Below are 13,777 nucleotides of genomic sequence, written 5' to 3'. Positions count from 1 at the left end.
GTTTGAGGTTTTTTATAATTTGGATATACTCCCCCTAAAACTTACCTCCCGTTGCTCTTCGTAGCTGAATCCGCCATCTATATTTTTCTTCTGGTTGGTCTCGTACATCTTTCTATGTGGGCAGTACCACCAGAATTGCCTAAAGACGTTGCTGTCTTTCTAGCTGAGCGTGAATCTTGCGACCATTGGCGCGGCGAGCCAGGTTATGACAATGAACGGCAAGCCGATATTGATTGGTTCATTTGTCAGTCTTGCTCAGGTACCGACGAAAAGCTTACAGGCCTTATGAAGAAATATCGTAGAAATAAATTGATTATGGAAAAACTTGGCGAATTTGAGGCCCAGGTTGAGTCAAAAGATGAGGCTGAGGCCAAACGATTTTGTAGCGGCACCAGAAAACCAAGTTCGGACGAGTAGTGGTGGTTAAAAGCTTAAGACATAAACTGCAACTTTCATCGGAAATTTACATGATTTCCCTTTGTCGAAAATAGATTCTTTTAAAACCAAAGACTTGGAGTGCGGATGATTGAGCGTGTTCAACTATCTTTTTTTGTTGTGAAGTTTTTCTGTGTATCCGGATAGGGAGACAAAAGACTTTTCAATGGCAAGCGGTTTCGTTACATTTAGTCTTTAATCATCAACAACGAATGGATAATTTCGCCTAAAAACTATCGTGTGGCCTTTTGTGAAGGGAATATTCGAATGAGCATCACCAATTATCAAGGACTAAGAATCTTTCTGCGACCAGGAGAAGTACTCGACACCTATGATTTCACAGTCGAAAACCTCGGAGATGCGTCCTTGTGGAATTTGTGTTTAGATATTTATGAAATAGTTGAACCAAGTAGATTCGGACTTAATGATACGCATATGAAACCAGTATTATCAAAATACAAAACTGCTGAAATTAATTATTTACCTCCTGGCGCATCGACTTCCATAATGCAGCAAAAGTGGAGTAGCACTACCCGATACATTGCTTCACAATCATCCCAAATTTACGGTACGTTCACGACAAAGCAGGATGGTGGTGAGTTCTTGGGTTTGCGAGCGGACTTTGTCATTGCAGAAGGAGTCCCAGTGCAATCGCGGGTGTTTGAAATATTAACGCCTAAAAAGCACAATGTTTCGAGGTCATACAAAATAGGACAGAGAATTGGGGCTGGAATTCGCAAGTGGTTCAAAGACTAGATTCCTTGGGTTACGTGCAAGCCATACTCTGTGGTTGGTGAATAGTTTGGCTACTATTGCGAGATGGGGGTAGGAGAAAGAAGTTCTCATGAACTCTTGCAAATCACAAAGCTGGTGTGAGTTTTAATTTAGCTAAAAAATGAAAATAGAGCTATACGTCGAACGAAAATAGGGTCCATGTTAACAACGGACCCTATTTTTTTAAATCATAAATTGCTTTGGCATCAGATTCAAATAGTTAGTCCAGCTTTATGCCTGAACCCACACATTGAATTGCGCCAATAATTGTCGAATTACCCGCAAGCCCCAACATATCCACATGAAACGCAACGACTGCACCCATCGATTTTTTGCAGCGCGTATGCGCCACAGTCGGGACATTTTTTTCCAGTGGCGACATAGTTAATCGGTGCTGATTCACCTTCATAGGCAAGGTCGTCCATGCCGTAGGCAAGACTTTTATTGCGGAATTGTTCGGCCAGCACTGTCACGGGAATCTGATTGCCAGCAGCGTCGATAAAGCCGCGTTTGATCAAGATGCGTTGTAGTGAATAGCCGATCGCCGCTACTTCTGATTCGTGGAACAGTGGTGCTTGTGTGCCGTCTTCTTTGGTGATCGTGCCACAGCGAACCGTACCTTTGTCCCAGACAACTTCACGCATATCCGCCAATGCTTTTGCGATGGAGCCACCGGAGCGGGCTGCCATGGATAGCAGGCGCATACTGGCAGATATCCATTGCTGACCATCGTTCTTTTGACCTGCTGGCATGAAGAATTCAAATGGACGTTCGATGGTGACACGCTCCCCACCTACCATACCTTGCAGGTGAATAAAGCTGACGGTGAGGTAGACGGTTTTTTTACCTTCATATGTCATGTACTGTACTTTGGATGTGACCGATTCCAGATCGCCGAATGGGCGACCATCGAACTGTTTGCGCAGTAAATCATCATCTGGAACCGTCGCTACTTGTGGCGCTGCCTGTTCTGTTGCGACAGATAACACGCTGCCCAAAATACTGTTGGGACGATAAGTGGCAAGACCTTTTAACCCTGCGCGCCAGGCATCCATATACAAATTTTGGAAATCTTCATACGGATAATCTGCAGGTACGTTGACAGTTTTAGAGATCGATGAGTCGATAAACGGCTGTACTACTTGCAGCATCTTCATATGATCGGTCGCCGACATATTGAGTGCGGTGACGAACTGCGCTGGTAATTTACTATCGTCACTGACGTCATTGCCCATATGGCGGTATAAGCGCCAGGCATGATCGGCGACTTCATAGATTTTGCTTTCGCCGTCGGCCATGCGTTTTTTACGGTTATATACCCATGAGAATGCTGGTTCAATCCCGTTGGACGCGTTGTCTGCAAAAGCTAAAGTAATGGTGCCCGTTGGCGCAATCGATAAGAGGTGAGAATTACGCAGACCATTTTTCGCGATGACGGTTCGCAGATTTTTCGGCAGACGTTTGGCGAATAGACCAGATAGGTATTTATCACTATCAAACAGCGGGAAAGCACCTTTTTCTTTGGCAAGTTCTGCTGATGCTAGATAGGCGGCATCGCGCATCACTTCGGAGATTTTTTGTGCGACCGCACGACCTTCATCCGAGTCGTAACGCAGACCCATCATCACCAGCGTACTGCCAATTCCTAAGTAGCCAAGGCCAATGCGACGTTTGGATTGTGCCTCTGCCTGCTGTTGCGGGAGTGGCCAGGCAGTTGCTTCCAATACGTTATCCAGCATACGGATCGCGATACTAACTACAGATTTGAATTTATCATAATCAAAGCTGACAGCATCGGTAAACGGTGCTGCCACAAATTTAGTCAGGTTGATTGAACCTAGGCAGCAGCAGCCATAGTCTGGCAGCGGTTGTTCTGCGCACGGATTGGTTGCTTCAATCTTCTCGCAGTAGTACAGATTATTTTCTGTATTCATACGGGACAAAAACAAAATCCCTGGCTCTGCATGATCGTAGGTAGAGCGCATGACTTCGTCCCATAAGGCTCGGGCGCGTAATGTTTGGTAGACCCAGATACCGTCTTCACGTTGATAAGCACCGGCTTGTTTCTTTTCTTCGCCGGGTTCCGCTTTATGTACCAGACAGTAGTCGCTGTCTTTCGCAACGGCTTCCATAAATTCATCGGTGACGCCGATGGAAATATTGAAGTTAGTTAAACCTCCCTGATCTTTGGAGCGGATAAACTCCAGAATATCAGGATGATCGCCTCGTAACACACCCATTTGCGCACCGCGGCGCGCACCGGCAGACTCTACTGTGGAGCAAGAGGCATTGAATACCTGCATAAACGACACTGGTCCAGATGCACGCGAACGGGTGCCGCGTACTAGGGCATCTTTTGGACGTATAGTTGAGAAGTCGTAACCTACGCCCCCACCGCGCCGCATGGTTTCAGCCGCGTCTGATAAAGCTGTATAGATACCTGGCTTGCCATTCGTTGTACTAGAGACGGAGTCGCCAACCGGCTGGACGAAGCAGTTGATCAACGTGGCATGTAAATCCATGCCTGCAGCGGAATTAATTCGACCCGCAGGCACAAAGCCATTTTGTTGCGCCCATAAAAATTTTTCTTCGTAATAGCCATGGAAATCTGCGCCTTCAACTACGGCAAGTGCTTTGGCTACACGTTGTTGTACCTCAAGAATTGTGGCCTCATCACCTTTGGCATATTTTTCTAGTAATACATCTAAGGAGATTTCTTGCGGTGGCATTTCTGTAATACCGAGTATTTTGTCGTTGGCGTTCATTTGATTGCTAATCCGTTCGTTGATGGCGATAACTGATGGTTTGATTGTTGGGAAAATAATTGTCTGGACGATAAGGAAATTCCTTATCGTCTGGTAAATCGTTATAAATAGCTGAAAATGCGCCTGAGCGTAGTGTGGCGTTATAGCGCCTTGATAAAGAGCCTTAGTTCAATTATAGACCTCAGAAAAACTTTCGCTTTATACAGTGGTCGCAATGATCGATGAGGTGCAACGAGGCAAAGCTAGTAGTGTGAACATAACCCCAAGAGGGTTTAGCTAATGTTGATAAAATTTTCTAGCATCGTCATGGTTCTATTAGTCGCACCCTGATGCTGCATGAAAAAAGCATGGGCGTTTTGTCCCATGCTGTTGAGAGTATTAGGTTGATCTAATAATGCCCAAGCTTGTTGAATTGAATCTTCAGAATTTGCTACACGTTGCGCTGCTTTTGCGGCGATGGCCTGTTCGGTAATTTCTGAAAAATTAAAAGTGTATGGACCTGTTAGCACGGGTTTTGCCATGGCGCAGGCTTCAATTAAATTGTGGCCGCCCAGATTGACCAGGCTACCGCCTACAAAGGCCAGATCACAAGCCGCGTAATACATATACATTTCTCCCATACTATCGCCTAGTACTACATCCACTGAGGCGGATAAGGGATTTTCTTGTATCGTTAAATCCATGCTGGACCGGCGGACAAAACTAAGCCCATGCTGCGTCAGCATGGTGGCGACCTGATCAAAACGTTGCGGGTGGCGTGGCGTGATGACGAGTAAGGTATTGGATTTGTCGCGTCGTCGATTGGCGACGAAGGCTTTGAGTAAGAGTTCTTCCTCGCCATCACGGGTGCTCGCACAGAGAAAAATTTGGCGGTCGCCTAGCCAATGACGCAATCTTGCACCATTCTCGGCCATATGATCTGGCGGTGTCACATCAAATTTCATATTGCCGGTAACAGATAAGTTACTTACTCCCAGCATGTTTAAACGTGCGGCATCTGGCCCTGACTGCGCGGCAACGCAAGTAATAGCTTGTGCCGCTGGCAAAATCAGAGAAGAGAGTTTTAAGGCTTTCTTCAAGGATTTTTCTGATAGCCGCGCATTGACTAGCGCAACTGGTACGCCAGCTTGCTTGCATTGGGCGACCAGATTCGGCCAGACTTCGGTCTCTATCAATGCGCATAAAGAAGGGGAGTAGTGCTTTAAGAATCGCTGGACGATAAAACTAATGTCATACGGCACAAACACTTGCGTAATCCGGTCGGCAATATCGGCAAACAAAATCGCGCCGGTGGCACGACCTGTTGGCGTCATATGACTGAGAATAAGATGATGTTGCGGGTAACGTCGTAGCAAAGCACGCACTAATGGTTCTGCGGCACGAGTTTCGCCAGCAGATACCGCGTGTACCCAGATTGTTTTTTGATGACGATAGCTGGAATAAAACCCTAGACGTTCAGCAATGTGCTGGCGATAACCAGGCTCTTGACGGCCTCTTACCCAGAGTCGTAATAAGACAATCGGAAGAGATAAAAACCAGACAAAAGAATATAAAAGACGCATGGCAGCAGGGTATCAGTTTCGGCGAAAATTGACCAACACAATGCCTACTAACACCAGTATTGCGCCCAGCAAAAAGCTCGGACTAATCGGGTCATCTAATAACAGCACGCCAGCCGCTACGCCAAATAGCGGAGTTAAAAATGAGAACACCGACAAACGAGATGCCAAATAGCGGCGCAACAACCAAAACCAGGTTAGATAGCTAGCAAAAGCGATAATAATGGTTTGAAAAAGGAGGTTTAGCCAGATGCTGATCCCCCAGTCTTGCGGGTAGAATTTTTCCGCCTGAAACTCACCTTTAAGCGCAGAGAACAGTAGCAGTAGGACTGCCGCTCCCAACAACTGATATAGCAACGTTGTAGTCGGTTGCGCCTCCGATAGCTTAGAGCGACGGATCGCTACCGTAGTTGCCGCCCACAAGATGCCGCCAGCGATACCGAAAGCATCACCGATCAAAATATCGCTCAGCGCATGCGAGTTGGTTTGAAATGCCGCTGAAAACGCGATCGCAACACCCGCAAACGCAGATATGATCCCCAGCCATTGGCTAGCCTGCATACGTTCAGAGGGAATCAGCCAATGCAAACCAATCACAGTGAAAATCGGTGCAGTATATAAAAAAACTGACATATGAGAGGCCGAGGTGTAATTCAAACCGATCGAGATACACATAAACTCAGCAGCAAACAAACTGCCTGCCAGCATCCCCGGCAAAAAACTACCATCGCGCACAGAAAATGGAATTCGCTTTACCAGAATGAGACACAGAACCAAGACTGCCGCTAAGCCAGAACGCAAGCCTAATTGCATGCTTGAACTAATGATGGGGACGGCGATTTTGACCGCTACTTGCTGTAAGCCCCAACAAATGCAAAGCATTATCATGGTGGTGACGGCAAAGCCATCAAGATTTTTACGGGTGGACGTCATCAGGCGCGAGGAGAAATGTCCTCGTTTGGAATAATAGTGATGCTGGAATATACCTTAAAACAATACTTTTCTTATGACAGGAATAGAGGGCTTATTCGATATGTAGCGATTGAACTATCAATCAGTAGCTTTGTATATTGGTAGTGGCTTAATATGCGGCTGAAAGTTGGTCAAACCGAGATTTTCCATTAGGCGCACCAAGCGTGCTATTTGAGTGCTGACGGCATATTTCCTGTCATTTTTGAAGCACTTCGCCGCTTGTGGCTTCCCATGAGCGCCTTATTTATAACACCCTCACGTCAAAACTGCCTCTGACATCAGCACAAATTCTAATGGAAATACCCAGTTTAAATATTTGTTAGCGAAGTTTTTGAGTCATCAATTACTACTGCCGATCTATGTTGTAAATTTTTAAAATATAGATGAAGTATTGTGATTCTAGTATTGATCTGTATTTAGATAATAGTGAATATAAGGCTTTGGTGAGGTCTTCGTCGTATGTTTTTTGCAGGCACATCGTGTAAGCCTTCTTTAAATTCTAATTTGTAAAAAAGCACAAATTGCTTACTAAAAATACAAATAATTTATTCAGATCACCATATGGCTGGCTGCTAAGTCTTTGCGTGCTGATTTTAGGTTTTGTGACCAATGTCTATGCATCTGATCGGGATGTTACCCTGCTGATAGAAGACATTGTGGATGATAAAGGTCGATCTGTTCCTCAGCCTGCGGCAACTTTAAAGCAGCTTGATTACATTGAGCACGAAGCTGATTTAAATTTCAACCTACAACGTTACCCTTGGCGTAGGGCGCTGCAAAGTGTCGATAATGGCGAGGGACTGATATTCGGTATTTCTAAGACGGCCGTACGACAGAGAAAATTGCATTTTTCAATTGGTGTGTATACCAGCTATATATTTTTGGTGACGCGCAGTGATAACCAATTTAAGTTATCCACGGTCAATGATTTAAAAGGTAAGACTCTTAGCATTCCATCGGGGACAGAATTTGGCGATGAGTTTGATCGGTTGAAGGATCATTTATTTAAAGTCGAATTAGATAGCGGGTCACCGATCTCTCGGTTCAATAAATTGTTTTATAAGCGCATGGATGCGATCTTAGTGTCTACTCGTCGCAGGGATCCTAAAGTGATAGAAGAGAAGATTTAGCTGCTACGTGACCAGAACTCAATTCAAATTTATGAGTATTTACTCAGATGCTAAAGATTTGATTTAGATGCTGACCAAGCTTAATTGTGCTTAGCAGTAAACGGACTATAACGGGAGACTGAAGCTAGGTTTTAAATCATATGCTTAGCGAATGCTTATTGGCTTGATGAGCTATTGCTTGGTTATATGATTGAATTTATTTGAAGCGGATTTTGGAGAAATAGTACTGAGTTGTACTTTTTACTTTCGATTACCGGTTACATTTTTATTGATTAAGCCCCATAACCTGGCAATACTCGTGTGGCGATGAGCTTGAATTAATTTACGTTTTCGCCAGACATCTGGCAGTCCTTTGATGGCATCGAATTTCGCTTTATAGATAACTTTGCCTTTGCCCTGCGCTGCAAAGTAAATAATACTGGTCAGGTTGAGTAGCAAATGTAGCGGTAGCAAAGGCCAAAACAAGACACCTGGCATGTTCTTTACAAAGGTCCAAACGAGATTACGATGACCGTGATAAATCGAGAAGTCGCTACGTTTTCCCGTCAATGCCGAGCCTACATGGTTTGCAACTGAATCTGGCACGTAAAGACAGCGGTGACCAAGCAATTGGTAGCGAAAGCCAAGATCTACATCTTCCAGATAACAAAAGTAATCTTCATCAAATCCCCCAATTTCTTCGAATATGTCGCGTCGATATAAGCCTGCGGCTGCACAAGTCGAAAAAATTTCCTTTTGCGCCAACATACTTGCCTTTAATACTTGACCGTGAGCTTCGCGCCATGGCAGCCCGCTCATATGGTAAATGTCGCCAATCCCATCAAGTAAACTCGGTGAATTAGCATCCATCAGACGGCTACCGAAGATGGCAAACTGTGGATTACTCACTGCCGCATCGACCAACGCTTTTAACCAGTCAGATTCAGGAAAAGCATCGGGATTAATCAGGGCAATCCAGGTACTCTCTTTACTGGCCAAGCTGACGGCCAGATTATTTCCGGCGGCAAATCCCAAATTACTACCAGCGTCTACCACACGTATTTGCGAGAACTGCTTTGCAGCCGCTTGACCCGATCCATCTGTACTGGCGTTATCGATCACGATGACTTCATGCGGAGCGTAAGTCTGCGCTAGCAAATCAGTGAGACAGCGAAGCAGTAAATCGCCACCGTTCCAATTGACGATGATGACGGTGACCTTTGGATCGCGTGGTATCGGAATGTCTTGCATGCGCTTTGTTTCGATTAATCGCCCTGGTGAGATTTTTTTTTCTGTTCTATTGTAGCGACTAATAGTTTTTGAATCGCGTTTTGTACTTCGATAAAGTTGGCTGGCGCACCATTATCCCCGAGATTGATAATTTTATCTGACCAATTTCCTTCTGTTTTCCAGCGCGGTGAGCCAGAATAAATTTCTATGGTCGGTGTTTCGTAGGCTGCGGCAATGTGAGTGAGACCTGTGTCAACGCCAATGACGATAGAAGCCGCTTGCGCCAGCATGATGGCGTCCTGCATAGAGAGTGGCGGCAGAACTATTGCTTGTTGCATTTGTATCGCCATCTGTTCTGCCTCGGCTTTTTCAGCGGCATTGCCCCATGGAATTAAAATGGCTAAATCCTGTTGTATTAATGGGGCAGCGATTTGTACCCAATTGTATCTGTCCCATTTTTTGGACGCTCCAGCGGTACCGTGAAAGAACACCGCATAAGGTTTGGATGGCATCCATGCCGGACGCGGCTGAGATTCTGTATAGAGTTTAATGAGGCCAAAACAGGCAGGCGTATCCACTTTATAGCCACCGGCATAAGCCGCGACTAAGCGACCACGTAAGACCGCGTGTGTACGACGGTCGACAGCTACGCTGTCTGTATGAAAAATCCTTGAAATACCTTCGTAGCCCGAACTCTCTGTACCATTGGCTAAGCCTATTTTTTTGCCAGTTGACGTGATACGCGCCATGCCCATGATGATGCCGGTCTTGAGCAAACCTTGAGTGTCGAGCACGAGGTCGTATTCTTGTTCGCGTAGTCGGGTGAAAAAATGCTTAATTTCTTGCCTTGTCTGGCTGGTGAATAAGCTTTTGCGCCAGCGTCGTAATGCGAAGGCGAATATCTGCCGCACGCCGGGATTGAGTTTCACCAGATGTACATAGGCTTCTTCTACCACCCAATCAATTTGCGCATCGGGAAAGTGGCGCAGCAGGTCGTCCACAATCGGCATATTGTGCAGTACATCGCCTAGCGAAGAGACGCGGATGAGGAGGATTTTCACGAAACGAATTTACTTACTTAATAGATGACAGATGATATATGACTAGGCTGAGTTGATATGACTTAGTGTGAATTTGAGTGAGATTCGGCGAGCTAGGTTTGATGGAAATTTATACCACTATATCGCATCGATTTTCTGCTTGATGTTCGCTTACTATTCACTTGTAATTCGCTTTTTATTCATATACTCCCCCTGGTTTTTATAAAAAATCCTTTATTGTCCAGGTATTCTATGGACAATAAAATATACAGGTTGGAGTATATCTTTTAGCTATTGCGTACATCTGTTGTAGTTACTTTAAATCACGCCGGATTTTTAGGATCTACACAAAATTTATGTAAATCCTCTTTTCATCCAAAATTTTTATTTAATACGGCAATTGCGCATCAGGTTTTACTGCCAGCACCGCTTGTTTCAGCGCGGCTTGAATACGTGCCAAAGCTGCCGGATTCTCTGCCTCAAATCGCATTACGATGACCGGTGTTGTGTTGGATGAGCGCGCCAGACCAAAACCATCAGGGTACTCAACACGCAAGCCGTCAATCGTAATAATTTCATCCGCGCCCGGGAAGTCGGCGTTCTTTTGCATTTGCGCAATGACGGCAAAGTTTTCACCTTCTGCTAACTGTAATTGCAATTCTGGCGTACTGTCAGATTGTGGCAAGCTATTTAATGTCGCAGTCATGTCGCTGACTTTGCTGAGAATTTCCAACAAACGCGCACCAGCGTACATGCCGTCGTCAAAACCATACCAGCGGTCTTTAAAGAAAACGTGGCCACTCATTTCGCCGCCGAGTGGTGATCCGGTTTCGCGTAGTTTTGCTTTGACCAGTGAATGACCGGTTTTCCACATCAGCGGCACACCGCCACGGGCTTTGACCCAGGCGGAAATATGCCGGGTACATTTAACGTCATACAAAATTTGTGCGCCGGGATTGCGGGTCAATACATCTTCTGCGAATAACATTAACTGACGATCAGGGTAAATAATTTGTCCGTCTTTGGTGACGACGCCAAGACGATCCCCATCGCCGTCATATGCCAGACCAATTTCCGCATCGCTGCTTTGCAAAGCACGTATCAAATCTTGCAGATTCTCCGGGTGCGCCGGATCAGGGTGATGGTTAGGGAAGTTACCATCAACTTCGCAAAATAATTCAGTGACTTCACATCCCATGCCACGATACAGATCGCCTGCAAAAGCACCCGCGACACCATTACCGCAATCAATCACGATCTTGATCGGACGCGCCAGTTTGACATCGCTAATGATGCGTTCTAAGTAAGCCGCTTTTATGTCATGCGTGTTGTAACTGCCGCTCCCTTGTCTGAAGTCTTTATTAACAATTGCTTGATACAGTGACTGGATTGCCTCACCATAAATTGCTTCGCCCGCCAAGACCATTTTGAAACCGTTGTAGTCAGGCGGATTGTGGCTGCCGGTGACCATAATACCGGATGCCGCACCCAAGGTATTGGTACCGAAATACACCATAGGTGTTGCAACGATGCCAAGGTCAATCACATTGACGCCGGTTGCTTGCAGGCCACTGGCGAGTGCTTTAATTAATTCAGGTCCGGACAAACGGCCATCACGACCAATCACAACGGTTTGTTCACCTTTGGCAAGCGCTGCACTGCCGAAGGCCTGACCAATTAAATAGGCGACATCGGCATCCAAGGTTTTATCAATAATGCCGCGAATGTCGTAGGCTTTAAAAATGCTAGGGGAGAGTAGGGACATGTGGCTTCCTATTTATATTTATTGAGTCAGTTAATGAGTGATATTTGTTACGTTATTCATGTTCGTGATGGTGGCAACTGTAGCCACTGGATTGGCGGATTCGCTGGCTTGCTCTGCTTGCCATAGAAAATCTTCAATGCCGCATTGTGGCTCGTATTCTGCCACTGTTTTTAGCAATATAGTGCGTACTTTTTGGTAATCAAATGCATTGCATGCAACGTCCAGTTGTTGTAATAAAACCTGTAGTTCTGGCCACGGGATTTCTTTTTCTTGTGCCCGCATAATTAGCGGGTGACTCGTGCCTTCTACATTGTCTCCGATGAGCAATTCCTCAAATAATTTTTCGCCCGGACGTAAGCCCACGTGATGGATTTCTATGGTGCCATCTGGCGTCGCATCGCTTTTGATTTCTAGGCCGCTTAAGTGCACCATGCGTCTTGCCAGATCAATGATACGGACTGGTTCGCCCATATCCAGCACGAAGACGTCGCCACCACCGTCTGCTGTCATCGCACCTGCCTGCAACACCAATTGCGCTGCTTCCGGGATGGTCATGAAGTAGCGGGTGATCTCTGGATGTGTCAGCGTGATCGGCCCGCCTTGCATGATTTGCCGGCGAAACAGTGGAACTACCGAGCCAGAAGAGCCGAGTACATTGCCAAAGCGCACCATGCAAAAACGAGTCTGATTTTGTTCCCGGGCAAAGGCTTGCAAAATCAATTCTGCTAAGCGTTTAGACGCGCCCATCACGTTGGTCGGGCGCACTGCTTTGTCCGTAGAGATCAGCACAAAATTACTGACTTTGGCCTTGATTGCTGCGCTTGCCAGAGTTAAAGAGCCGAACACATTGTTACGAATACCTTCAATCGGGTTATGCTCAACTAAGGGCACATGTTTGTAAGCTGCTGCATGGTAGACCGTATCTATAGTGTAGGTTTGGAAAATTTTGTCCAGCTTGGCACTATCGTTGATCGATCCGAGAAATGGCAAGATCACACATGGAATATGTTCATTCACCTGTAAGTTGCTGAGTTCTTGCTCTATCGCATAGAGTGCGTACTCGGACATTTCTAACATCAGTAGTTGTGCTGGTTTTTGACGCAAGATCTGGCGGCATAATTCTGAGCCGATGGAGCCACCGGCGCCGCTGACTAAGACATTTTTATTCGTGATACAGGTAGCCAGTAAGCTTGGATTCGGTTCTACCGTGTCACGACCAAGCAAATCCTCAATCCCGACTTCGCGCACATCTTGTACCCGCAGCTCCCCATTGACCAAACTTTTTATCGAGGGCGTGACTTTAATTTTGAGTTTGTATTGTTCTAGCTCGTCGAGAATTTGCTTTTGTCTGGTTTTAGGAATGGAGGGCATTGCCAACAAAATTTCTTTGATCTGGTGTTGTGGAATGAGTTTGTGTAATTCACTTGAGCTACTCACTTTAATGCCGGCAATCAAAGACGCTTTTTTACTCGGATTATCATCAATAAAAGCGACACAGATATATTCGTCTCCTGAACGTAACGCGGTTGCCAGTTGCACACCTGCTTTGCCTGCACCATAGATTGCTACATTAATCGCATTCTCGTTGCGATTAAAACCCAATAAATATGAGCGTGCCAGTAAGCGACTGGCACCGACATATAAAATTGCTCCGGCCCAATAAATTCCGAATACCGCACGTGATAAAGCCATGATGTGCGTCATCACACTAATAAATGCCAGAACTAAAACCGACATCGTGACACCAAGTACGACGATGTAAATAATTTTTTGATCCAGATAGCGGATCACTGCACGATAGAGGCCAATACGGATAAAAATCGGGATAGAGATGAGCGGAACCGCAGTGATTAGTATGGCGTAATGGGACAGTACGTCAATAGTTAACCCGTCATAACGGAGCCAAATCGCCATCATAAACGTCAGCGGTAAGCAAATTGCATCTGCCAGCGCGGCAATAGCTTGTTTTTTTAAGCGGGGAAGTGCCAGAAGAAATTGCATATCGAGTTCTTTTATTTTTTTTGGATGTACCCAAAATTGACCCAGCAAGGCGTAGCGACGAAGACAATACTTTGGTTTGGCTAGACGCTGCAACGCAGCTGGAGCAGTTTTTCGTAAGTCCTTTTTT

The 13,777-nt window shown here is 45.7% G+C and carries 10 protein-coding genes; 3 read left to right on the top strand and 7 right to left on the bottom strand.

Translation table 11 applies throughout. The annotated features are described in order from the left end of the window. The first annotated feature begins 114 nt into the window (after positions 1 to 114). Together QN395_RS18465 and QN395_RS18460 are read left to right on the top strand one after the other, a co-directional pair. Positions 115 to 417: a hypothetical protein gene (locus tag QN395_RS18465; RefSeq protein WP_323492710.1), complete on the top strand. Its 303-nt coding sequence runs from the start codon at positions 115 to 117 to the stop codon at positions 415 to 417. Positions 418 to 702: 285 nt separating this feature from the next. Further along, the gene (locus QN395_RS18460; protein WP_322121296.1) at positions 703 to 1,191 is read left to right on the top strand and encodes a hypothetical protein; all 489 of its coding nucleotides are present in this window, start codon (positions 703 to 705) and stop codon (positions 1,189 to 1,191) included. 293 nt (positions 1,192 to 1,484) lie between these two features. Here the strand turns inward: QN395_RS18460 and QN395_RS18455 are convergent, their stop codons facing one another. The 3 genes from QN395_RS18455 to QN395_RS18445 form a co-directional block, all read right to left on the bottom strand. Next, positions 1,485 to 3,974 carry an adenosylcobalamin-dependent ribonucleoside-diphosphate reductase gene (locus QN395_RS18455; protein ID WP_322121297.1) on the bottom strand — a complete coding sequence of 830 codons (2,490 nt, stop codon included), beginning with the start codon at positions 3,972 to 3,974 and terminating at the stop codon, positions 1,485 to 1,487. 272 nt (positions 3,975 to 4,246) lie between these two features. Next, entirely contained in the window at positions 4,247 to 5,536 is a 1,290-nt protein-coding gene (gene waaA, locus QN395_RS18450) for a lipid IV(A) 3-deoxy-D-manno-octulosonic acid transferase (protein WP_322121298.1), read from the bottom strand. A 12-nt stretch (positions 5,537 to 5,548) separates the two neighbouring features. Then, positions 5,549 to 6,469, bottom strand: coding sequence for a DMT family transporter (locus tag QN395_RS18445; protein WP_322121695.1), 921 nt, complete (start codon positions 6,467 to 6,469; stop codon positions 5,549 to 5,551). Between the two features lie 620 nt (positions 6,470 to 7,089). On the opposite strand from QN395_RS18445, the gene QN395_RS18440 reads away from it, so the two are divergent. Beyond that, positions 7,090 to 7,635 carry a transporter substrate-binding domain-containing protein gene (locus QN395_RS18440; protein WP_323492711.1) on the top strand — a complete coding sequence of 182 codons (546 nt, stop codon included), beginning with the start codon at positions 7,090 to 7,092 and terminating at the stop codon, positions 7,633 to 7,635. Positions 7,636 to 7,875: 240 nt separating this feature from the next. On the opposite strand, the gene QN395_RS18435 is transcribed toward QN395_RS18440, so the two are convergent. From QN395_RS18435 to QN395_RS18420, 4 genes are all read right to left on the bottom strand, one after another. Beyond that, positions 7,876 to 8,865 (bottom strand): glycosyltransferase family 2 protein, encoded by a 990-nt coding sequence (locus tag QN395_RS18435; protein WP_323492712.1) that lies wholly within the window; start codon positions 8,863 to 8,865, stop codon positions 7,876 to 7,878. Between the two features lie 14 nt (positions 8,866 to 8,879). Beyond that, the gene (gene waaC / locus QN395_RS18430) at positions 8,880 to 9,905 is read right to left on the bottom strand and encodes a lipopolysaccharide heptosyltransferase I (RefSeq protein WP_323492713.1); all 1,026 of its coding nucleotides are present in this window, start codon (positions 9,903 to 9,905) and stop codon (positions 8,880 to 8,882) included. Between the two features lie 367 nt (positions 9,906 to 10,272). Further along, positions 10,273 to 11,649, bottom strand: a complete 1,377-nt coding sequence (locus tag QN395_RS18425) for a phosphomannomutase/phosphoglucomutase (protein WP_322121302.1) — start codon at positions 11,647 to 11,649, stop codon at positions 10,273 to 10,275. 30 nt (positions 11,650 to 11,679) lie between these two features. Next, on the bottom strand, positions 11,680 to 13,650 hold the full coding sequence (locus tag QN395_RS18420; protein ID WP_322121303.1) for a nucleoside-diphosphate sugar epimerase/dehydratase: 1,971 nt from the start codon (positions 13,648 to 13,650) through the stop codon (positions 11,680 to 11,682). Positions 13,651 to 13,777 lie beyond the last annotated feature (127 nt).

It is taken from the genome of Undibacterium sp. RTI2.2, assembly GCF_035018705.1.
Taxonomy (GTDB): Bacteria; Pseudomonadota; Gammaproteobacteria; order Burkholderiales; family Burkholderiaceae_D; genus Undibacterium.
This window is presented reverse-complemented; position numbering and strand designations above follow the sequence as displayed.

Coding starts and splice junctions, on each gene's coding strand:
- QN395_RS18465 (WP_323492710.1), top strand. CDS start 115: ATGTGGGCAGTACCACCAGAATTGCCTAAAGACGTTGCTGTCTTTCTA.
- QN395_RS18460 (WP_322121296.1), top strand. CDS start 703: ATGAGCATCACCAATTATCAAGGACTAAGAATCTTTCTGCGACCAGGA.
- QN395_RS18455 (WP_322121297.1), bottom strand. CDS start 3,974: ATGAACGCCAACGACAAAATACTCGGTATTACAGAAATGCCACCGCAA.
- waaA (WP_322121298.1), bottom strand. CDS start 5,536: ATGCGTCTTTTATATTCTTTTGTCTGGTTTTTATCTCTTCCGATTGTC.
- QN395_RS18435 (WP_323492712.1), bottom strand. CDS start 8,865: ATGCAAGACATTCCGATACCACGCGATCCAAAGGTCACCGTCATCATC.
- QN395_RS18425 (WP_322121302.1), bottom strand. CDS start 11,649: ATGTCCCTACTCTCCCCTAGCATTTTTAAAGCCTACGACATTCGCGGC.
- QN395_RS18420 (WP_322121303.1), bottom strand. CDS start 13,650: ATGCAATTTCTTCTGGCACTTCCCCGCTTAAAAAAACAAGCTATTGCC.